Consider the following 21,533-nt stretch of genomic DNA (forward strand, 5'->3'; position numbering starts at 1 on the left):
TCTCCTCCAAAGTTGGTCGTTATTGTCGTTGGATTGCTCAGCCTGTCTTTTTGCGCCGCGCCATGTCGGCATAGACAGCCAGAATGATGATTGCGCCGGTGACGACGGTCTGCCATTCCTGCGCGACGGACAGCACGCGCAGCCCGTTTGTCAGCACCGCCATGATCAGCGCGCCGATCAGGGTGCCAAGGATCGTGCCCCGCCCGCCGGACAGCGACGTGCCGCCGATGACAACGGCTGCGATGGCTTCCAGTTCATAGCCAAGCCCCAGCGCGGGCTGGGCCGAATTCAGGCGCGAGGCAATCAGGATACCGGCGATGCCGCAGATCGCCCCGGCCAGCGCATAGATGCGCATCTTCCACATGTCGGTGTTGACACCCGACAGGCGCACCGCCTCTTCATTCGATCCCAGCGCAAAGGTGTACCGCCCCAGAACCGTACGCCCCAGAATGTACGAGGCCGCGATGGCGACTAGGAACAGGATCAGCACGCCGTTGGGGATGGGCAGCGCTGGAAAAACCTCTCCGATCAGCGACCCGCGCGAGATCTGGTCAAAGCCGGGCGTGTCGTTGAAATAGATCGGACGGGTTCCGGAAATGACCAGCGACAGTCCTTTCAGGATCAGCATCATGCCCAGCGTCGCGATGAATGGCGGAATTTTCATCTTGGCCACAAACGTGCCCGAGCACAGGCCGCAGAGCGCCCCCGCCGCAATAGCAGCCGCAACACCGACCAGCAGCGGCAGGCCGAGATAGGTCAGCGCAACGCCCGCGATCACCGCGCAGAAGGTCATCAGCGTACCCAATGACAGGTCAATCCCGCCGGTGATTATGATTAGCGTCGCCGCCACGGCCAGAACGCCATTGACCGAGGTCGCCTGCAGAATTGCGATCATGTTCGAGGTCTGCATGAAATTCGGTGAGGCGATCGAGAACCCGATCAGCAGGGCGATCAAGCTGGCGAAGGCCAGCAGTTTTTGATACGCGCCGCTTTCGGACAGGCCCGCAAGGGGCTTCTTCTTGTCGATATCCGTCGCACTGGTCATTTCATTGTCCCTGTTACCTGCATGGCCGCCGCGCGTTGCGTGGCCAGATGCATGATGTCTTCCTGAGTGGTGTCTTTCCCGCCGGGCAGAATGCCGGTCAGGCGGCCTTCGCACATCACCGCGATGCGATGGCTGAGGCGCATTATTTCCGGCAGTTCGGATGAGATCACGATGATTGTCTTGCCCTGCCCGGCCAGCTCTTCGAGCAGTTTGTAGATTTCCGACTTTGCGCCCACGTCGATGCCGCGGGTGGGTTCGTCAAAGATCAGAATGTCGCAATCGCGCAGCAGCCATTTGGCGATGACCACCTTCTGCTGATTTCCCCCCGACAGCAGCCGCACTTCCTGCACGTCCGAGGGCGTGCGGATACCCAACTGGGCGATAAAGCCCTTGGCCGTGGTGCTGATTTCGCTGTCATTCAGCACCCCGCCGGTGGCAGTAAACAGGTCCATCGAGGCCAGTGCGATATTGTCGCGCACGTTCATGCCGGTGGCGAGGCCGAAATGCTTGCGGTCCTCGGACAGGTACCCGATCCCGGCTTTCACCGCGTCTTTCGGGGATTTGATCGACACCGGCTTGCCATGCACGCGGATTTCGCCGCTGTCCTTCGGATCGGCGCCGAAGATCGCGCGGGCCACTTCCGTTCGCCCTGCCCCCATCAGACCGGCAAAACCCAGAATCTCACCCTTCTGGACCGAGAAGCTGACATCCTGAATGTCCTTGCCCCGGCTCAGCCCCGAGATTTGCAGCGAGATTTCAGCACCGCCCAGATCGGGCACATCCAGAGGTTCCTCGTTCACTTCGCGGCCCACCATCATCGCGATGATCTGGCTGATCGGCGTTTCCGCCGCACCTACCGTGCCCACGTATTCGCCATCGCGCATCACGGTCACCCGGTCGGCGATCTGTTTCAACTCGTCCATCTTGTGGCTGATGTAGACGATCCCCACCCCTTCGGCCTTGAGGCGGCGGATGATCACGAACAGTTCGGCAATCTCGGCATCGTTCAGCGCCGCTGTCGGTTCATCCATGATCAGAACCTTCGAACGGTAGGACAGCGCCTTGGCAATCTCGACCATCTGCTGCCTTGCGATGGTCAGCGTGCCGACCAGCGTTTTGGGGTCCAGGTTCAGGTTCATCGAGGCGAAAATCTCGGCCGTCTGCGCGTTCAGCGCGGCCTCGTCCAGGCGGCCAAAGCTCTTGCGCGGTTCGCGCCCGATAAAGATATTTTGCGCCACGGTCAGGTCGTTCATCAGGCTCAGTTCCTGATGGATGATGCCGATGCCCAGATCCTGCGCCTCGCGCGGGGTTGTGGGGCTGACCGATTTGCCTTCGATCACCAGATCACCGCCGTCGCGCTGGTAGATTCCAGACAGGATTTTCATCAGCGTGCTTTTCCCGGCGCCGTTCTCGCCCATCAGCGCGTGAACCTCGCCCGGAAACAGATCGAACTGCACGGTTTTCAGCGCGTGCACACCGGGGAAATGTTTGTCGATCCCCGTCATGTCGACCAGTTTTGTCATTTCTCCTCCCATTTTGCCCCTCTCCCCAAGGGCCGCGCGGGTTACATCACCGCGCCGATTTGCCAGGGGACGAATTCAACGCCCCCAAAGCCCAGTTCCTCGCTTTTGGTTTTCTCGCCGGATGCGACGCGGATCAGAATTTCAAAGAGTTCTTCGCCCTTCGCCTCGATACTGACCCCGTCGGTGACGATGTCCCCGCAGTTCAGGTCCATGTCGTCACCCATCCGGGCATACATCTCGGAATTCGTGGCCAGCTTGATGCAGGGCGTCGGCTGATAGCCTGACACCGAGCCGCGCCCGGTGGTGAACACGATCAGGTTGGACCCCGACGCCACCTGCCCGGTGACCGAGCATGGATCGAACCCCGGGCTGTCCATGAAGACGAAGCCGTTCTTGTCGACGATTTCGCCAAACTTGTAGACTTCGCGCAGCGGTGCGGTGCCGCCCTTGGCTACGGCGCCCAGTGATTTTTCCAGAATGGTCGTCAACCCGCCACGCTTGTTCCCGGGGCTGGGGTTGTTGTCCATCTCGCCACCGTTGCGCGCCGTGTAATCCTCCCACCAGTGGATGCGTTCGATGAGTTTTTCACCCACCTCCACCGTCTCGGCCCGGCGGGTCAGCAGGTGTTCTGCCCCATAGACCTCGGAGGTTTCCGACAGAATTGTCGTGCCGCCATGGCGCACCAGAAGATCGGAGGCATAGCCAAGCGCAGGGTTGGCCGTGATGCCGGAGTAGCCATCCGATCCGCCGCATTGCATGCCCACCGTGATGGCACTGACTGGCGCGGTTGCGCGCGTGGCCTGATTGGCCAGTTCCGCGATGCCGCGCAATTCTGCCAACCCCCGTTCGATCGTGCGGCGGGTGCCGCCTTCGTTCTGGATCGTCATGTAACGCAGCGCGCCGTCCGGGCGGATCGGACGCCCGCCCACCAGATCGGCAACCTGCATCACCTCGCAGCCCAGGCCGATCAGCAGAATACCGGCAAAATTCGGATGCTGTGCATAGCCTGCCAGGGTCCGAAACAGGGTCGCATACCCATCGTCCGTTGCCGACATGCCGCAACCGGTGCCGTGCACAATCGGGACGATCCCGTCCACGTTCGGATACGCGTCCAACAATCCGGACTTTTCCGCAGCCTCGGCAATGAACCGCGCCACCGACCCCGAGCAGTTCACCGTGGTCAGGATACCGATGTAGTTGCGCGTTCCCACCTTCCCGTCGGCACGGTGAAAGCCCTGAAATGTGCGGTTTTCGGCAATCGCCGGCAGCGGCGTGTTGGCGCTGGCATGGGCATAGTCCTGCTGGTGATCGCCCATCCCAAGATTGTGGACATGCACATGCTCACCCGGGGCGATATCGGTCTTTGCCTGACCGATGATCTGGCCATAGCGAATCACGTTCCCGCCTGCTGCGATAGCAGTGGTGGCGATCTTGTGACCGCGCGAAATCTGACTTTTCAGGGGGGCCTGCAAGCCGACCGGCTGGTCGCCCTGAACCATATCACGCAGCGCGATGATAACATTGTCTTTCGGGTTCAGCATGACCGCGTCGTGCCGGGTGTCCTTAGTGGCGTTGATGTCATCACGTGCTTGCATTGGGTTCTCGCTTGTCTGGCCAGCAGTGCTACGTTGAATATACCCTCTTGTCAACTAACATGTTAGAATGCTAATTACTCAAGAATGAACAAGTTCCAAGACATTGACGCCGCACTGTTGCCCGAGATCACGACGACCGAAGGGTCCCTGACCCAACGGGTTCACCACTCGCTGAAACAAGCGATTCTGGCGTTGGATTTTCCGCCCGGCGCGATCCTGCGAAAGGCCCCCGTTTGCGAACGCCTGGGCGTATCGCGCGCCCCTGTTGCGGATGCGATTGCCCGGTTGTCATCAGAGGGGTTGGTGGACGTTGTGCCGCAATCGGGCACCCGCGTATCTTATTTTTCGATGGACGAAATCCGCGAGGGCGTCTTTCTGCGCGAAGCGCTTGAACTGGCCACCGTCGCCAAGGTGGCCCGCGACCTGACCGATGATCAACGCAAACGGCTGAGCCGCAACATGCGCCTGCAGGAGTTGCTGATTGAAGACGAGGACATCGCCGGTTTTTACCAGGCAGACGAAGAGTTCCACAGCCTGCTGATGGAATTCACCGGCTTCCGCCGCCTCGCCGATGTGGCTCAGACCGTTTCGCTGCAAGTCAGCCGCGCCCGGATGCTGCTATTGCCGACAGCCGGCCGGATTGCCGAAACACTGGCCGAACACCGGGCAATCTTCGACGCCATCAGCAACCGCGACGAACAGGCGGCGCAGGACGCAATGCGCGCCCATCTTGGCCAGTTGTTGCCTCGTATCGAACAGCTGCAGGTTCAGCAGCCCTATTTGTTCAACCTTAGCCCACATACCAATAGCGAGGCAGGATGACCGTTTCTCAGACAGAATTGCTCAATACCCGCACGGCGCGACCCGTTCCCCTGACCCGCATGGGGTTTGGCGGCGCCCCGCTGGGGAACCTGTACCGCAAGGTTTCGGACGAAGATGCCCAGGCAGCATTGCAGGCTGCCTATGATGCAGGCATCCGGTTTTTCGATACTGCGCCGCAATATGGGCTCGGCCGGTCCGAACATCGCTTTGGCGAAGCGATTGCCCGTTTTGGCCGCGAAAACATGCAGCTGTCGACCAAGATCGGGCGCTTGCTGCTGGATTGCGAACCGCATGAGGTGACGCCCGAGGCCTTTGTTGATGTTCCCCAGAAACGGATCGTGTTTGACTATACCTATGACGGCGTCATGCGCTCGTACGAGGCCAGCCGCGCGCGGATTGGTGTGTCCAACGCCGATATCCTGCTGGTGCACGATGTCTGCGTCTTCAGCCAGGGCAGCCAGGAAATGTCGGACGCCAAAGTGCGCGAACTGTTCGATGGCGGCGGCTACAAGGCGCTGACCGAACTGCGCGACGCTGGTGAGGTCGCCGCAATCGGCGCGGGCGTAAACGAATGGCAGGTCTGCGAAAAACTGCTGGGGCTGGGCGATTTTGACGGCTTCCTGCTGGCCGGACGCTATACGTTGCTCGAGCAAGAGGCGCTCGACAGCTTTCTGCCGCTTTGTGAAGAGCGCGATGTCGGGATCATTCTGGGCGGGCCGTATAATTCGGGCATTCTCGCCACTGGTGCAGTGCCCGGCGCAAAGTACAATTACGCGGACGCGCCGCAGGGCATTCTGGACCGGGTTCGCAAGATCGAAGCTGTCTGCGCGGCGCACAACACGCCGCTGATAGCGGCTGCGCTGCAATTTGTTCTGGGTCATCCCTGCGTCAAAACGGTGATCCCCGGCGCTGTTAACGCCGCCGAAGTGCAATCGAACGTCGCATTGATGGCCCACGAGATTCCGCCGGGCCTCTGGTCCGATCTGAGGTCCGAGGCGCTGATCCGCCCGGACGCACCGTTACCGAGCGAGGCCGCCGATGCTGCGTAACATCGATCCACTTTTGTCACCCGACCTGCTGCACGCCTTGCGCGCGATGGGGCATGGCGACGAAATCGTTATCGCGGATGCAAACTTTCCGGGCTCCAGCATCGGCCCGGCCTGCATACGGGCAGATGGGTCCTCGGCCAGTGACATTCTTCAGGCGGTGCTCTCTGTCATGCCACTGGACAGTTTCGTCCCCGATCCGGCGCTGACCATGCAGGTGGTCGGGGACCCGGACGCGGTGTCCGACGCCGTGACCGATTTTCAGGCCATTATCAACGCCGTCGCCGACAACCCGGTCCGGATTCAGGGACTGGAGCGGTTCGCCTTCTACGACCGCGCCGCCCGCGGTTTTGCGATTGTGCAGACGGGTGAGCGCAGGCTCTATGGCAATATCATCCTGAAAAAGGGCGTGATCGGATGAGGATTGACGCGCACCAGCATTTCTGGGTGTTGGCGCGGGGCGATTATGGCTGGCTGACACCGGACCTTGCCGCAATCTACCGCGATTTCACACCGGATGATCTTGCGCCCTTGCTTGTAAAGGCAGACATCGCCGGCACCGTACTGGTGCAGGCCGCCCCAACGGTGGCCGAAACGGAATACATGCTGTCCCTGGCCGACGACACGCCATTTATCAAAGGCGTTGTCGGCTGGGTCGACTTCGAAGCGGCTGATGCCCCGGCAAGAATTGCCGCGCTGGCTGCCCATCCGGCCCTTGTCGGGCTGCGACCGATGATTCAGGACATCGGGAACCCGTACTGGATGCTTGACGACGCTTTGACCCCGGCCTTCGAAGCCCTGCAACAGCACGACCTGACCTTCGATGCGCTGACCCTGCCCCGTCACCTTCCCCCTTTGCGGCAGCTTCTGGAGCGTTTTCCGAAGATGCGTGTGGTGATTGATCACGGGTCCAAACCGCTGATCCGCGATGGGGTGATCGAAGGCTGGGCCGAAGACATGGCCGCCCTCGCCCGCGACACGGACGCCTGGTGCAAGCTGTCCGGTCTGGTCACCGAAGCCGGGCCGGATTGGACGGTCGACAGCCTTAAACCTTACGTCGAGCATCTGCTGGATACTTTTGGCCCGTCGCGCCTGATCTGGGGCAGTGACTGGCCGGTCAGCACTCTGGCCAGCAGTTATGAGCGTTGGCTGAATACGACCAACTTGCTGTTGCAGGAGCTGACCGAAGCCGACCGCAATGCGGTTCTGGGCGGCAACGCCGCCCGAGCCTACAATCTCAGGGATTAAGATGACTTTTCCGAAACTGGACTCATCCGGGCTGTGGCTTGGGCGTGTTGAGCGGCCGGGGGTTGGCCCCTGCGTGGTGACTGTGCGCGACGGGCAAGTGTTCGACATCACCTCGAAACAAGCGCCGACGGTGCGGGATGTTCTGGAACGCGACGATGCCGCCGCCTATACGCGCTCCGCACCGGGTGAGATTCTGGGCCCGTTGGGTGCGGATCATCATTGGCTCGCCCCCTGCGACCTGCAACCGGTCAAAGCCTGCGGCGTGACCTTCGCTGGTTCGATGGTCGAACGCGTGATCGAGGAACAGGCCGCCGGCGATCCGGCAAAGGCCGACGCCATCCGGTCCCGCATCGGCGCGCGCATCGGCGACAGCCTGTCCAATATTGTGCCCGGCTCGGACGCGGCGGCGGATGTGAAACAGGCGCTGATCGAAGAAGGGTTATGGAGCCAGTACCTTGAGGTCGGCATCGGCCCCGATGCCGAAGTGTTTTCCAAAGCGCAGGTTCTGTCTTCGGTCGGGTTCGGGGCGGAAATCGGACTGCACCCGATCTCGACCTGGAACAACCCCGAACCCGAGGTGGTTCTGGCCGTCACCTCGAAAGGCGACATCAAAGGCGCTACGCTGGGCAATGACGTGAACTTGCGCGATGTCGAAGGACGCTCGGCCCTGTTGCTGAGCAAGGCCAAGGACAACAACGCATCCTGCGCGATCGGACCGATGATCCGGCTGTTCGATGATGGGTTCACTCTGGACGATGTACGTCAGGCTGAACTGACGCTAACCGTCACCGGACCGGATGGATTTGTTCTGAACGGCAGCTCGTCGATGTCCCAGATCAGCCGCGATCCTGCGGATCTTGTGAAGCAGACAATCGGGCGTCACCACCAATATCCTGACGGACTGATGCTGTTTCTCGGCACGCTTTTCGCCCCGACCCAGGACCGGGATACCCCCGGCGGCGGGTTCACGCACAAACTCGGCGACGTCGTCACCATTGCCAATACACAACTTGGGGCACTGACAAACACAGTGCGCCTGTCGACCGAATGCGCCGAATGGATCTTCGGGGCGTCACATCTGATGCGAAACCTCGCCCATCGCGGCCTGCTGTAAGAGAGAACGAATATGTTGACTGGAAAACACCTGATCGCTGGAGAATGGGTCGGCGCAGATGCGACTTTTGCTTCCGAACCCGCGCATGGACCAAGCCATGATTTTTCTGTCGGAACAGCGGCATTGGTCGATACCGCAGTGGAAGCGGCCGAGTCTGCGTTTGCCACTTTCGGGTGGTCCTCGCGCGCTGAGCGCGCCGCTCTTCTACGCAAGATCGCGGATGAGATCGACGCACGCGGCGATACCATCACCGAGATCGGAACGCAGGAAACCGGCCTGCCCGAAGCGCGCCTGCAGGGTGAACGTGGCCGCACCGTGGGCCAGCTGCGCCTGTTCGCGGACCACGTTGAACAGGGCGATTATCTCGACATGCGCCACGACCCGGCCATGCCCGACCGCGCGCCCCTGCCCCGGCCCGACTTGCGCATGATCCAGCGCCCTCTGGGTCCCTTGGCGGTGTTTGGTGCATCGAACTTCCCGCTGGCCTTCTCGGTTGCGGGGGGCGATACCGCCGCGGCACTGGCTGCAGGATGCCCCGTTGTCGTCAAAGGCCATTCGGCCCATCCCGGCACGGGCGAGATCGTCGCGCAGGCCATCGACGCCGCGATCAAGGCGACAGGGGTTCACCCCGGCGTGTTCTCGTTGGTGCAGGGCGGCAAGCGCGATGTGGGCACCCGTCTGGTGCAGCACCCGCTGATCCGGGCCGTGGGCTTTACCGGCAGTCTGAGCGGTGGCCGCGCGCTGTTCGACCTGTGCGCCCAGCGCGATGAGCCCATCCCGTTCTTTGGCGAACTGGGCTCGGTCAATCCGATGTTCATCCTGCCGCAAGCCGCTGCCGAGCGTGGGGCCGAGATCGGCACCGGTTGGGCGGCTTCGCTGACCATGGGCGCAGGTCAGTTCTGCACCAACCCCGGCATCGCGGTGATCATCGGCGGCCCCGAGGCCGATGCCTTCCAGACCGCCGCCGAGGCAGGCCTGTCCGCCACCGCCAACCAAACGATGCTGACCGACGGCATTGCCGACGCCTATCGCGACGGCGTCGCCCGCGTGGCCGCTGGCACCGGCGTGACGCAGGTGATGGGCACAAGCTGCGCGGCCCGTGAGGCCGCGCCGTACCTGTTCACGGTCTCCGGCGATGACTGGCTGGCCGATCACAAGCTGCAGGCAGAGGTGTTTGGCCCGCTGGGTATCGTAGTGCGCGTGCGCGATGCTGCCCAAATGCAGCAAATCGCCCGCGCCATCGAAGGGCAACTTACCTGCACCCTGCATCTGGACGACGGCGACACCGCCGACGCGCAGGCTCTGCTGCCATTGCTGGAACGCAAGGCAGGCAGGTTGCTGGCCAACAGCTTCCCAACGGGCGTTGAGGTCTGCGACAGCATGGTCCATGGCGGCCCCTATCCGGCATCGACCAATTTCGGCGCAACATCCGTCGGAACCCTGTCAATCCGCCGCTTCCTGCGCCCGGTCTGCTATCAGGACATCCCCGCAGGATTGCTGCCTGAGCAGGTGTGAGAGGCGCGGTCGCTGCCCGTCCTGCTTCGGTTGAGCAAAACGGCCCAGAGAACGACGATCCCTCAGCCGCGCCTGTAGCGGCAGCGCCGCCTCAAGCAGCCAAACTGCTGGGCTGAACCCCGGCTGCTATTCGCAGGACAGGGAAATCAGGGTCGCATTGCTGCCGCGGGAAAAGGATATCAGGGCGGTTCTCACCTCGCGTACCTCTCTCGGCACATCGCCCACGTTCTTGAACAGACAGGCGACTTCGGTTCGTGCTGGTACGGCAGCCTGTGTCGTCTCCATCCAATTCTGCCACGAGAAGTCCTGTTGCGACCTGAACTCCTGCTCCAGCCTCGCAAACGGGGACACTGCGACGTGCTTCACCTGATAGCGCCGCTCTCCGTCATGCGTGACCGTTGCCAAACCGTTGACAGGCCCGAGCAACAGCCTGGCACCGCGTTCGAGGCGATCCAATGTCCCGATATGATCCACCTCGAGCGCGGCGGCGAGGTCGTCCAGACTGCCCCGCCCGGTTGCGATAAACCCCTCGGCCCGGGCGACGATTGCCGCGCGGCGGCGCTGCAGTTCGGCAGCGAGCGCGTCCGCCTTGGCCTGCGCCGCCGCTTGCCTTTCGTTTGCGACACGCGTCTGTTCCTGCTGTCGCAACGTGTTCTGCATCGCGGTTTGAACCGGGTTGTAAAACTCGCGCCAGGTCAGCGTATCCCGGTCATAATTTCGGCCCCGCACAACTTGCGCGCCGTCCCGCTGGATAGTGACGACAATGTTCTCAAACCCCTTCGCGGGCACAGGGCATTCGGCCTGAGCGAACAAGGCCCCCCGTCCCATCAGTTCCTGCACCACCCAACTGTTTTCAAAATAAACCTCCGGCGTTCCGCGCGGCGTGTCGACGCTGACGGCCCGGTATCCCGATGACGCCTGATCACAGCTGACAAGGCTGAACTTGAAGTCATTCAGGTCAACATCGTACCGCAATACCCCGTCCGACAGCGCCATTCCCCAGTTCGGACCGACACGCGTGCGCCAGATCACTTCCGGGCCCCGCGTCCACTCGATCATTCCCGGCCCGGACGCCCGGTTGTTGTTGCAGGCCCCATTCCAGCGGAATCCGGTCGCATCAGCCCAACCGTTCGACAGCGCACAGCGCCCCTTTTCCGAGAAGATATCGGGCATGTTCCGGCCATAAATCTCGGCTGTGACAGTCTCGCTCACAATCGGGTTCCGGGGCTTTTCCACGACACTGGCCACCTGAAATGAACCAGAGAACGCACCGCCATGGTTCAGGAACAACGTCTCACCCGACCCGCAGTAGTAGAGCTGATAGTCATGCATCGCGCAGTAGGCCACACGCGGGTTCAGACAAAAGCGGTCCCCCTCAACCATTTGCTGCGTTACGGGTTTCATAGACCTGCGACCCTGCGGATCGACAACCTCCATCGAAACGTCACCGAACAGCTTGCGGCGGAAATCGACCGATATCGGGCCGTGGGCCTGTGTACAGCCTTCAAGCGTTTGGGCCGGATACGCCCGGGCGATATCGCGCAGAACAGCCGCAACCGCAGCCCCGGTCTGCCAGCTTTCAGGAACTTCGGCGGTGTCCTGTTGGGGTTCACTGTCGGCAGACGCATCCAATGTGCTCAGCGCGGTCGATCTGAGGAATGTTTCAACCAGAACTTTCGGCGCATCGTTGCCTCCGCTGGCAAGCTTCACCAACAAGTCGATCGGCCCTTCGGCAGATAGCGGGGTCAGCCCCTGTTCTGCATCCCCCGCCGCGCGCATCCGTGCGATATCTACACGTGCGGTGTCCTGATCCCCCCTGGCCAGGGCTTCCAGGGCGCGATACCCCAGAACGGTTATCTGATACGCCGCCACGGCATCGTCTTTGCCAACAATGTCGGCAAGGTTTGCCCGGGTCGAGGCGAACCAGTCCACGCGCAGCGCCTCGGTCCGATCACCGGGATGCGCCTCGACAAGCTGACTTAATATCTCGGCCCCATTGGCAACCGCAAACAAACCGGTCGCCTGCGTGCGCGACAGCGCGTTTGTCGCCTGATAGATGTCGTGGACGTCGTGAAGCCGGTCGACAACAGGCCCCACAACGGACGCGCCGCTGGGATCGGTCCCAGCCCTGACAAGCCCCGCGCCCTCGACAATTGTGGCATCGACAAAAGCTTGCAGAGGAACCCGCCACTCATCTGGCAACTCGGACAACGGACCCGATCCGAACATGTAACCCGAGACCAGATCACCCGCGGCTTCGGCCAGAACCGCCTCGCCCGCGCTGATCACGACGTCAGATCCGATGACAGCCAGCATGCCTTGCGGGTCGCGAGCAAGTTGGGTCGCAAAGTCCTGCGCGCTTAGACCAAGCCGCGCTGCGGTTCCATCGGGCTCCATTCCCCGCAAGAGGATAAATGCCGTTTGCAGCGCGTCGGTGGTTGCGGCTTTTTCAGCTGCGCCCAGATAGTCGAGACCTGCGACGATTGCGCCAAAATCCGGGTTTTCAGCATCGAGCTTCGATGCCTGTTCTTCTGACCGGGGCTGGCTACCAGATGCGGCGGCGCTGTCAAAACCATGGGCCGCGTACAAGGCGCTTTGCTCGGGACACCGAGTGAAACGGCGCGGCGCGGCATCCTGTGGCAGGGCGGCCAGCATATCCAGATCGACGAAACTTTCGTTCGATTGCACGTCGAACCGCCAACGGCCTTCGCTGGAGGTCGCTCCTTCGGAACAAGTGCCGCGAAACAGGGTCACTCCATCGCGAATGTCAGTCCGTTGCGTCGTGCAAAGGCCTTCGACCCCCCACGTAGTGTTGTTTTCGCGGATAATCCGCTGCTGCAGATGGGCGGTTTCGTACGGAACGCTGTCTGTATCGCAAAGCGCCGGGTCATCGACATAAACGCCGTTGAGCAAAGGTGTGTTGGCATCTATCTGATCGGGGACCGGCGTGCCTGCGCATGGCGCACTGAACCCGTCTGCTTTCGCAAGCGCCTGGGCGGTGGCCCGGTCCGGTTGCCCGGTGGGCGGCAGGCAGTGTTCCGCCTGAAACTGCATCAGTGCCTGCCGGGTCTGCGGACCGGGAAATCCATCCATCTCGCCCGCGTCATATCCCAAAGCGTTCAGCGAGAATTGCAACCGGTCGGGCAGCTTGCTGAGAACGTCCGCCGTTTTCTCCTGCGGATCGCTCGGGTCCGTCAGAAGTAACCCGATGGGACGGCGCACAAGCCGGTTGCCGGTTGCCGGGCCGATATCCAAAAAGGAAACGGCGCTTCCAAGGAAGGCGCAGGCGCGGCACCCGTCAATCACGTATTCAATCAGGGTGAATCGCTGCGTTCCGTCCTCAAGTTGGCGATGGGATTGTATCGCCATCCCGCCCAGATTGCCGGCTTTTGGAAAACGGCGCAGCATCGTTTGGCTGGTCTGATCCCGAAACGTTTGCTGCAAATCGCTGGAATACTGCACAATCTGAAACCCGACGGCACCGTTCACCAGAACCGGCGTGTGGTAGACCGTGTTGCCAATGAACTGCGATATTGCCAGATCAACGGCCCCGAGTTCTCGAAACTGATTGCCGACACTCGATCCCGAATAATCCTTGTCAGATGCGAACGAGAACGCAATCGCCTCGGGCGACAGACCCAGCGCCTTCAGGCAGGCCTCATCTTGCTTGGCCGCGTCGCGGCAGGGGGCAAAACCAACCTCGACACCCGCAACAAGACCCGGCCCCCAATCGTTTGGTGCCGAAGCTGTCTCTTGCGGGCTTCGTTCCGGCTTGGACTGCCCGGTGTCAAACCCGAATGAACTGATGCGGTGCGTGCCGTCAATCGAGCCTGCCACCTCGGGCGACGTGCAACCGGCATCCGCGCATTTCAGGATGTCGTAGCTCAGCGCGACCCGGTCTTCGCCGTCCCAGGCCAGAGTATCGAGTTTGGGAACGGCCCACTGACCCGGCTTAAGATCATCGGTCAGAACCGTATGCGACTGGCCGGTTGCCGTGTCTGCAAAGACAGGATCAGCCTGCCAGTCCGACGCTGAAAGCGGGAAAGCCAGATACCGCCCGTCAGGCGACCACGCCACCGGCATCATAAAGATCCTGACATTCTGAGGCGCGGCAAGCCCACGGATCGAGGTTTCAGGAATGAAGTCATTGCGGACGATCTGCCGCGCCTTCAGGTCAATCAGCCCGGCACGCAGCCCTCCGCCATCATGGTCCCACTGCACTATGAAACCATGCTGCGCCTTGGGGGACAAAAACAGGCGTAGCTCCGTGTCTGCCGGGTTCCGGGTTGCAGGAAACAAAGGTTGATCCCGGTAGCGGGCCGAACCGTCAGCCAAGAGCGCGATATCCCCGGCGGTTTCGCCACGCTGCACCGTTCTGCGCGCCTGATAACTGACGATCCAGCTTTCAGACTCGGAACCCGATTGCGCCCCCTCCGTCGCGGATGAGGTATCTGCAATGGCCGTCTCAGGCTTATCTGCATTCGGAACACTTCCCCCAGCCCCTAAATGACGCGCGATGAAGGCGCGGCGCAGGAAAGTGTCAGGCTCGATCCAATCCCGGACGAAGACAGCGCTTCGAGAGACATCTCCGTCCGGATAAATGTTGTTGAACTCGGGATGCAGGTACTTGTACCGCCCCTCGAACCGGCGGGCCTCGAAATGCAGATGGCACCCTTTTGCGGCGCCGGTTTCACCGACCAGCCCGATCTGCTGTCCTGCCCCGACCGTCATCCCGACGCGCCATGGCGTACCGCTCGCATCAGTTGGGGCCTGTTGCAGGTGCAGATAAAGGGTGAACACCGCCCCTTCGTTGGTTTCGTGCCGCAGGACCACTGCGTTTCCGATCCCGGATTCGTCGTCCAGATCGCGGGTGTTGCGCGCCCTGTCGATCCCGGTGCGGGCCAGATCCTCATCCGAGACATCCGCCGAGACGACCCGCACCACTTCGCCGGTTAGCGGTGCCAGGACCGGCACGCCGCAATCAGACTGACCGGGAAAGCCGATATCAATGCCCGGGTGGGTGATCTGCCGACCCAGAGACGGGAACGCGCCATGCCTGAAACCGGTCACTTCGCTGTCCGGTATCAGCAATTGGTGCCAGTCCGGCCCATCGGGAAGACCCGGGACGCTCACCACACCAGCAGCGATAGACCCTGCCGCCGCACTGCCGGGGAATTCTTCGGCGATGGCCGACAACAACCGTCGGCGATACAGTGGATCTGACGCCCCATTGCTGCCTGTTATCGCGTCAACAAGCAGGCGGTTGGTGGTTTCCGTGTCGGTCTGGGCAAGTGTGTCTGTGGCCAAAATGGCCAGCGCAGCGGCGGCCATAACCGTGGCTCTGAACTCGTACATAGGCACCTCTCGGGTCTCATATTGGAACGGTAGGCGAGCATTGACTCCGATGGCAAGCTTTCCAATTATCGTAATGTGATTGTTTTAAGAGGTACTGGCATGGTTGGCTGGCTGGGTCGTTTTGGGCTGATAATGGCGTTCTTACTCGCTTTTGCGTCCAGTCCCGCAGCACAACAAAGCCCCGAGGCGCTGCTGGCCGAGGCCGAGCGCCTTTATCAGCAAGCAGATGGTTCGCCCTCCTCTCTGGCCCCTGTGAAAGAGCTTCTGGACCGGATCGTAAACGAATACCCCGCATCGGACCTTGCCGTCAGTGTGCTGCTGGCGGAACCCGTCGGCGCGATTGACGTGGCGGCGCTGAATGCCCGTCTGGACGGCAGCGGAACTGTGCCAGAGACGGTCGCAGAGGAACCGGCCAAGAAAGCGCTGCCGCCATTGCATTCGGGGCAAACTGCAGCTGCGCCTGTGCCAATAACACGCGGGACAGAGGCGACCGAAGCGGCACTGGGGCTTGATAAACAAGCCATTCGCGATTTGCAGGCCCGCCTTTTGGTGCTGGGATACGATCCAAACGGGATCGACGGTGTCGCCGGACGCGGCACACGTGCAGCCCTAAGGGCCTGGCAACAAAGCCAGGGCATCGAGGCGACCGGATACCTGAGCGGAGATCAACGCCAACGTCTTCGCGCCGCGTCCGAGGTGGCGCTGGGCGCGTGGCGCGCAGACCCGGACAATGAACGTCTGTACACACCGCCGCCACCCATCGCGCTGGGTCCCCGTAACCTGTCCGGAACGTGGCGCTTTACCACGAGATGCGGGGCCAACAGCGCGTTGGGGCGGACCACGATCACCGGGGTCCTGAATGTCGGTCACGCCGGGGGAAACAGATACAGCGGGCCCGTTCAGCAATCGCAGGGGTTTCGCGGGCAGTTTTCGGGGCGTTTGAACGGGCGCAAAATGTCGGGCGAGATCAATTGGGGCCTGCTTCTTGGGCGGGTTCAGGTCGTCGGGTACATTGCGGACCAGAAACTTACCATGAGCGGCCGGGATTCCAATCGATGCACGTTTTATGCGGCCAAGTCCTGACCGCGACCGATCCGGCGGCATTTTAGGGCCGCCTGCCGAGCGCAACATGGGGCAAACCGGAAATCCGCAGCCCGAACCAGACCTCTGAGCGCGCCCCTCAAACACACGGCTTTTCACGAACGCGAGACATGGGCGGCCACGCATTGCCTAATGCCTGCGATGGGCGCACCTTTGCCGCGTCACCATTCGATCATAGCCTTGAAAATGAACCTACGAGACCTTCAATACGTCCTTGCTGTTGCTGCCCACCGGAACTTCACGCGCGCATCTCAGGATGTTGCTGTCAGCCAACCGGCCCTCTCGAACCAGATCAAGAAGCTTGAGGCCGAACTGGGTGTTCCGATTTTCGAACGCGGCAAAGACGGGGTTTCCCTGACGGCCTTCGGTGAGGAGTTGATCACCCATGCCGCGCAGATCGTTGAGATTGTCGATACGATCGGCGATCTCGCGCAACGTCACCAGACGACCGAGTTGCCGCCGATCCGGCTGGGCATGACCCCGACCCTGGCCGCGTATCTGTCCTCATACTTTCGCGAGTTGTTCGCGACGGCGGTCGCCGACCGCAAGATCATCATCGTCGAGGAATACCCGATAGCGCTGGCCAAGATGGTCGAGGATCGCGCGGTCGACATGGCCTTCATCGCGCGCAAGAGCTTCGACAGCATCTATGGCGGGTCCAAACAGCCGCTGGATTTTACCTCTTTATGGCTCGAGCCGCTGTTTCTGGGTGTGCGCACGGACCATCCGCTGAGCCGAAAAACCAGCATCTGGGCGCATGAGGTTCCGGCATCGCAGTTGATCCGGTTCCCGATTTCCTTCGGCTACGATCTGGAGCGCGACCTGCCCGAGCCATCCAGCGCGGGGGCTGAGGAAACCGGCATCGACGTGACGACCGCACGGTTCGAAACGGTCTGCCGATATGTGGCGGAAAGCGATGCCTGTACCATGGTGAATGCCATCGCGGCAGAACAGTTCAAGCGCGACGGGTTCGGGCTGTGCTTTATCCCCTTCGATGACAAGGGCAACATGCGGGAACTTGGGGCGATCACCCGACCGCAATATCCCAATCCCGAGATCATCGAAGTGATGAACAACCATGTCTGCGCAACACCCCCACGCGGCACCGTCGCATCGCGCAACACGCGGCTTGTGAAGACACCCGTTTCGACGGATGGCTGAGAAACAGACCCCGGGCGATCCCTGCCCGCGCAACATTGTTCCTTCACCGACAGCAACCTGAATTTGACCGACCCCCGAGGGGCTGAATACGGTCGAAAATCCGTACTTTTTTGTGAAGACGCGTCAGTGAATAGAGTCAGCGTCGCAAGTCCAAGATTCTAAACCATTATAATCGCGATAATATTATCCCTCATAACCTCGCGAACTGCGTGAGTATTTGCGTTGGTTATGCCCCCCATTCAAAGGAAAAATTTCCAATAACGCGCGCCCTCTGCACCTGTTGAGACAGCGGAAAGACGGCCAGCCGGTTGGACCTCCGCCTGAATTCAACTCATGCAGGGAGACACCCGATGCTATCCGAATTTCTTGCAAGTTTGCGCTCCAGATTGCTGACGACCTCGTCACTGGCGCAGGAAACCGTCCGCGACGGGCAAACGCTGTCCAACGGTTTTTTTCAAAACACCGTGGTCGACAACACACCGGCCTTTGTGCTGGACAATGACTTCGCGCGTCTTCTGAACTTTGGTCAGATCACCACCAACAACGCCGCCGCTGCCGTGTCGGTCGAAGGTGAGAACGCGCAGGTGTTCAATTTCCGCTCGAGCAGCATTCAGGCGAACTCGGGCCCCGACGCGCTGGCCACCGGCATTCAGGTCTCGGGCAGCGCCGATATCCGCAACTTTGGTGAGATCGCAGGCGAATTTAACGGCGTTCAGTTCGCAGGTGTAGGCAGCTCGGGCACGCTCGACAACTTCCGGGGCGGCGTGATTTCATCGGACAGCCGGGCGGTCGATATTCAGGGCGAAGGCGTCAGCGTTCGCAACTTTGGTGATATTGTCGGCACCGGCGATCAGCGCAATGGTACGATCTACACCAACTCTACCGCCGAAGATGTCAGCATCTCGAACTTCTCGGGCGGCACCATCGATGCGGGCGAGGGCAACAACGGGGCCGGTATCTCGCTTCAGGTCGGCAATGAGGTTGGCGACCGCGTGTCCAACACCCTGTTCAACGGCTTCGGCGCGACCATTCAGGGCCGCGGGCAAGAGGCCTCGATCTCGCCGGGCGCGGGTGACGGCATCCGCATCAACAACGGGGCCGAGGGTACGATCTCGGAAACCGATATCGTCAACAGCGGCCTGATCTCGTCCGAAAGCAATCAGGGCACTGCAGGCGGCATCCGCATTGCCGATGGTGCTGCGGCTGAAGGGCGTATCCTCAACACCTCGACCGGTGTGATCGAGGGGGTGCGCAACGGCCTGTACATTGGTGAGGCCGAGCATGATCTGGACGTGCTGAATTTTGGCACCATCCAATCCGACAGCCGCGCGGTGAATATCGACGGAACCGGTGTGAATCTCGTCAACGGGGGCGATATTCTGGGCACCGGCGATCAGCGCAACGGTACGGTTTATGCCGACGGCACGGCAGATGACTTCTCGGTCAGCAATCTGGCCAATGGCCTGATCGACGCGGGCGAGCACAATCAGGGCTCGGGTTTCGGCGTTGAAATCGGTGGTGCCGAGGATGGCGCGAACACCTTCACGCTGGACAATGACGGAGTCATTCAGGGTCGCGGCAACGCGGGCGCTGCGCTGGGTCTGGCCGGTGACGGCGTGCGGATCGGCAACGTGGGTAACGCGGGCACAACCGATGCAACGATCACCAACACCGGCACGATTTCGTCCGAAGGCGCCAATGGCACGGTCGCCGGTCTGCGGGTCGTAAATGGCGTGAATTTCCAGGGGACGCTGACCAATGCGGGCCTGATCGAGGGTATTCAGAACGGTGTCTATTTCGGAACCGGCGACCACGCGGGCGGGATGTTCCTGAACACCGGCACCGTGACCTCGGACAGCCGCGCGCTGAATATCGACGGTGGCGGTCTGGAGGTGCGCAACGAAGGCGACATTCTGGGCACCGGCAACCAGCGCAACGGCACGGTTTATGCCGATGGCACTGCCGACAACTATAGCTTCACCAACACCGGTCTGGTGGATGCAGGCGAAGGTTTCAACGGCTCGGCCGTGTCGCTGCAAACCGGTGACGTGGACGGAGATGTGGTTTCGGCCGCGATCTTCAACGAAGGCACCTTTCAGGGTCGCGGCGACGCAACCGAAGGCAATCAGGTCGGCGACGGCCTGCGCCTGTTCAGCAGTGTCGAGGACGCCAGCTTTTCCGGTCTGGTGCAGAACAGCGGTGTGATCGCAGGGTCGGAAGACAGCGACGCGGCGGCAGGTATCCGCATCGATGGTGGTGTGAACCTGCTGGGTGCCATCATCAACGAAGGTGAAATCTCGGGTCAGGTCAACGCGATTGACGCAACCGAGGCAGGCTCAGTGACATTCGTTAACGATGACGAAGGTTTGGTAAATGGTAACGTGTTGCTGGGTGCCGGAGACGACATCGTTGTAGACCTCGGTCAGATCAACGGTGTCGTCAACGGCGGAGCCGGAGATGACGTTCTGATCACCGGTGATGGTGACAACGTGATCGTCGGTGGGCTTGGAAACGACTTCATCGAAGGTGGCGAAGGGTTCGACACAGCCGATTTCTCGGATCTGGATGTGGCTGTCACCGTCAATCTGGACGCCAACGGCAACGGCACCGCAACCCGAGACACCGGCTTCAACGTGAGTGTTGTCAATCAGGCCGTGACCGCACCCGGTCAGTTCGGGTCGGCCATTGCGGACGGTGCTGCCTTTGTCAAACAGGCTGCTGCCGAGAACCTGTACTACAACATCCACACAGCCGACTTCCCGGGTGGTGAAATTCGCGGTCAGTTGCTGGTCGACAGCGACGAAACCGTGGACGGCATTCGCACCATCACCCTGAGCGGCCCGCTGGATGCGGCGCAGGAACCCGGGCCTCTGTCCGACAGCAACGCCACCGGCTTCGCCACGGCGGTTGTTGTTCAGAACCTGGAAACCGGTGAGGTCACCTATTCCAGCGAGCTCAGCGTCACCGGCCTGAACGAAGCCGATCTGCTGACCCCGATCCCGGGTACTGTCTCGGCCATCCACCTGCACAACGCCCCTGCCGGTCAGAACGGCCCGGTGGTTCAGGACACGCTGGTCGATGCCGGTGCGACACTGGACACCAGCGCCACAGGCGGCACCGGTGTTGTCGGTTCGGATGTCATCGACAACCAGATCGAGACCGACATCCTCAGCTCGATCGAGCGGGTTGTGGGCTCGGGCGACAGCGACACGATCGACCTGTCGGGTTTCAACGGTGTCACCGTTGATCTGGACCTAAGCGGTCCGGCTCCGAACCCGGCGGGCAATGGGGATGAAGGTCCGCAGGACGGTGCCATCATCCAGAACGGTGTGATCGTTGCCGAAATCGATGACTTCGAGAACGTCGTCGGCACCAGTGGCGATGACCTGCTGCTGGGTAACAACGAGTTCAACATCCTTGACGGCGGTGCCGGGAACGATGCGATCCATTCTTTCGGTGGGGCCGACATCATCATCGGCGGCGAAGGAATAGACACCGCACTGTTCACCGCAGGGCCGGGCGTTGTTCTGGACCTCGATGAAGAGGGCAACGGGGTTGCACAGGTCAACGCGCCGGATGGGGCCACGCTGGATCAGGTCTTCGGGTTCGAAAACATCAACGGTTCGAACAACGCGGGCAGCCCGAATGGCGGCAACGACATCCTATCGGGCAACTCGGGGTCCAACACCCTGAACGGTCAGGCCGGTGACGATGTGCTGAACGGTGAGGGTGGCGATGACATCCTGATCGGCGGCGCAGGCAACGACACCTTCGTCTTCGAGGGCGATTTCGGCAACGACACCATTCAGGACTTCCAGGCTGGCTTCGACCAGTTGGACTTTGGCGACTTCGATGGTCCGCTGAACGTCGCGCAGGACGGCGCTGATGTGGTCCTGTCCTTCGCCTCGGACAACTCGGTCCGGCTGGAAGGCGTCAATACCAGCGACCTGACCGACGACGACTTCGTCGCCTGATCCCAGACCAACGGGGTGGCGGCGCAGGTCGCCA

General features: G+C 61.4%; 13 protein-coding genes. 9 read left to right on the forward strand and 4 right to left on the reverse strand.

The features are described from left to right. Positions 1-37 precede the first annotated feature (37 nt). The 3 genes from ACR0EZ_RS10105 to ACR0EZ_RS10115 are packed head-to-tail and all read right to left on the reverse strand — an operon-like array spanning position 38 to position 4,163. Positions 38-1,045, reverse strand: coding sequence for an ABC transporter permease (locus ACR0EZ_RS10105; protein ID WP_480612622.1), 1,008 nt, complete (start codon positions 1,043-1,045; stop codon positions 38-40). Then, positions 1,042-2,568, reverse strand: a complete 1,527-nt coding sequence (locus ACR0EZ_RS10110) for a sugar ABC transporter ATP-binding protein (protein WP_480612623.1) — start codon at positions 2,566-2,568, stop codon at positions 1,042-1,044. The genes ACR0EZ_RS10105 and ACR0EZ_RS10110 overlap by 4 nt, the downstream gene beginning before the upstream one ends. A gap of 41 nt (positions 2,569-2,609) precedes the next feature. Further along, a complete protein-coding gene (locus ACR0EZ_RS10115; RefSeq protein ID WP_480612624.1) occupies positions 2,610-4,163 on the reverse strand; it encodes a UxaA family hydrolase in 1,554 nt (517 codons plus the stop codon). An 84-nt stretch (positions 4,164-4,247) separates the two neighbouring features. On the opposite strand from ACR0EZ_RS10115, the gene ACR0EZ_RS10120 reads away from it, so the two are divergent. From ACR0EZ_RS10120 to ACR0EZ_RS10145, 6 genes are read left to right on the forward strand one after another with little or no spacing between them, the layout of a single operon-like run. After that, on the forward strand, positions 4,248-4,985 hold the full coding sequence (locus tag ACR0EZ_RS10120) for a GntR family transcriptional regulator (protein ID WP_480612625.1): 738 nt from the start codon (positions 4,248-4,250) through the stop codon (positions 4,983-4,985). Further along, a complete protein-coding gene (locus tag ACR0EZ_RS10125) occupies positions 4,982-6,034 on the forward strand; it encodes an aldo/keto reductase (RefSeq protein WP_480612626.1) in 1,053 nt (350 codons plus the stop codon). Before ACR0EZ_RS10120 ends, ACR0EZ_RS10125 begins: the two co-directional genes overlap by 4 nt. Then, positions 6,024-6,452, forward strand: coding sequence for an RbsD/FucU family protein (locus tag ACR0EZ_RS10130; RefSeq protein ID WP_480612627.1), 429 nt, complete (start codon positions 6,024-6,026; stop codon positions 6,450-6,452). Before ACR0EZ_RS10125 ends, ACR0EZ_RS10130 begins: the two co-directional genes overlap by 11 nt. Beyond that, positions 6,449-7,279, forward strand: a complete 831-nt coding sequence (locus tag ACR0EZ_RS10135; RefSeq protein ID WP_480612628.1) for an amidohydrolase family protein — start codon at positions 6,449-6,451, stop codon at positions 7,277-7,279. Before ACR0EZ_RS10130 ends, ACR0EZ_RS10135 begins: the two co-directional genes overlap by 4 nt. Before the next feature lies 1 nt (position 7,280). After that, complete coding sequence (locus ACR0EZ_RS10140; protein WP_480612629.1) at positions 7,281-8,393, forward strand: fumarylacetoacetate hydrolase family protein; 1,113 nt, start codon at positions 7,281-7,283, stop codon at positions 8,391-8,393. Positions 8,394-8,405: 12 nt separating this feature from the next. Beyond that, complete coding sequence (locus ACR0EZ_RS10145; protein ID WP_480612630.1) at positions 8,406-9,908, forward strand: aldehyde dehydrogenase (NADP(+)); 1,503 nt, start codon at positions 8,406-8,408, stop codon at positions 9,906-9,908. A 126-nt stretch (positions 9,909-10,034) separates the two neighbouring features. Here ACR0EZ_RS10145 and ACR0EZ_RS10150 read toward each other — a convergent pair whose 3' ends face one another. Continuing rightward, a complete protein-coding gene (locus tag ACR0EZ_RS10150; protein ID WP_480612631.1) occupies positions 10,035-15,263 on the reverse strand; it encodes a peptidoglycan-binding protein in 5,229 nt (1,742 codons plus the stop codon). 99 nt (positions 15,264-15,362) lie between these two features. Between ACR0EZ_RS10150 and ACR0EZ_RS10155 the strand changes: the two genes are divergently transcribed. The 3 genes from ACR0EZ_RS10155 (at position 15,363) to ACR0EZ_RS10165 (ending at position 21,499) form a co-directional block, all read left to right on the forward strand. After that, entirely contained in the window at positions 15,363-16,346 is a 984-nt protein-coding gene (locus ACR0EZ_RS10155; RefSeq protein ID WP_480612632.1) for a peptidoglycan-binding domain-containing protein, read from the forward strand. Positions 16,347-16,550: 204 nt separating this feature from the next. After that, the gene (locus ACR0EZ_RS10160; protein WP_480612633.1) at positions 16,551-17,525 is read left to right on the forward strand and encodes a LysR family transcriptional regulator; all 975 of its coding nucleotides are present in this window, start codon (positions 16,551-16,553) and stop codon (positions 17,523-17,525) included. A gap of 350 nt (positions 17,526-17,875) precedes the next feature. Next, the gene (locus ACR0EZ_RS10165; protein ID WP_480612634.1) at positions 17,876-21,499 is read left to right on the forward strand and encodes a beta strand repeat-containing protein; all 3,624 of its coding nucleotides are present in this window, start codon (positions 17,876-17,878) and stop codon (positions 21,497-21,499) included. Positions 21,500-21,533 lie beyond the last annotated feature (34 nt).

The sequence above is a fragment of the Ruegeria sp. AK4 genome, assembly GCF_056541025.1.

Bases quoted from the DNA above. Each gene is read 5' to 3' on its own strand.
- ACR0EZ_RS10150 (WP_480612631.1), bottom strand. From the start codon at position 15,263: ATGTACGAGTTCAGAGCCACGGTTATGGCCGCCGCTGCGCTGGCCATT.
- ACR0EZ_RS10145 (WP_480612630.1), top strand. From the start codon at position 8,406: ATGTTGACTGGAAAACACCTGATCGCTGGAGAATGGGTCGGCGCAGAT.
- ACR0EZ_RS10125 (WP_480612626.1), top strand. From the start codon at position 4,982: ATGACCGTTTCTCAGACAGAATTGCTCAATACCCGCACGGCGCGACCC.
- ACR0EZ_RS10135 (WP_480612628.1), top strand. From the start codon at position 6,449: ATGAGGATTGACGCGCACCAGCATTTCTGGGTGTTGGCGCGGGGCGAT.
- ACR0EZ_RS10115 (WP_480612624.1), bottom strand. From the start codon at position 4,163: ATGCAAGCACGTGATGACATCAACGCCACTAAGGACACCCGGCACGAC.
- ACR0EZ_RS10130 (WP_480612627.1), top strand. From the start codon at position 6,024: ATGCTGCGTAACATCGATCCACTTTTGTCACCCGACCTGCTGCACGCC.
- ACR0EZ_RS10110 (WP_480612623.1), bottom strand. From the start codon at position 2,568: ATGACAAAACTGGTCGACATGACGGGGATCGACAAACATTTCCCCGGT.
- ACR0EZ_RS10160 (WP_480612633.1), top strand. From the start codon at position 16,551: ATGAACCTACGAGACCTTCAATACGTCCTTGCTGTTGCTGCCCACCGG.
- ACR0EZ_RS10105 (WP_480612622.1), bottom strand. From the start codon at position 1,045: ATGACCAGTGCGACGGATATCGACAAGAAGAAGCCCCTTGCGGGCCTG.
- ACR0EZ_RS10140 (WP_480612629.1), top strand. From the start codon at position 7,281: ATGACTTTTCCGAAACTGGACTCATCCGGGCTGTGGCTTGGGCGTGTT.
- ACR0EZ_RS10120 (WP_480612625.1), top strand. From the start codon at position 4,248: ATGAACAAGTTCCAAGACATTGACGCCGCACTGTTGCCCGAGATCACG.
- ACR0EZ_RS10165 (WP_480612634.1), top strand. From the start codon at position 17,876: ATGCTATCCGAATTTCTTGCAAGTTTGCGCTCCAGATTGCTGACGACC.
- ACR0EZ_RS10155 (WP_480612632.1), top strand. From the start codon at position 15,363: ATGGTTGGCTGGCTGGGTCGTTTTGGGCTGATAATGGCGTTCTTACTC.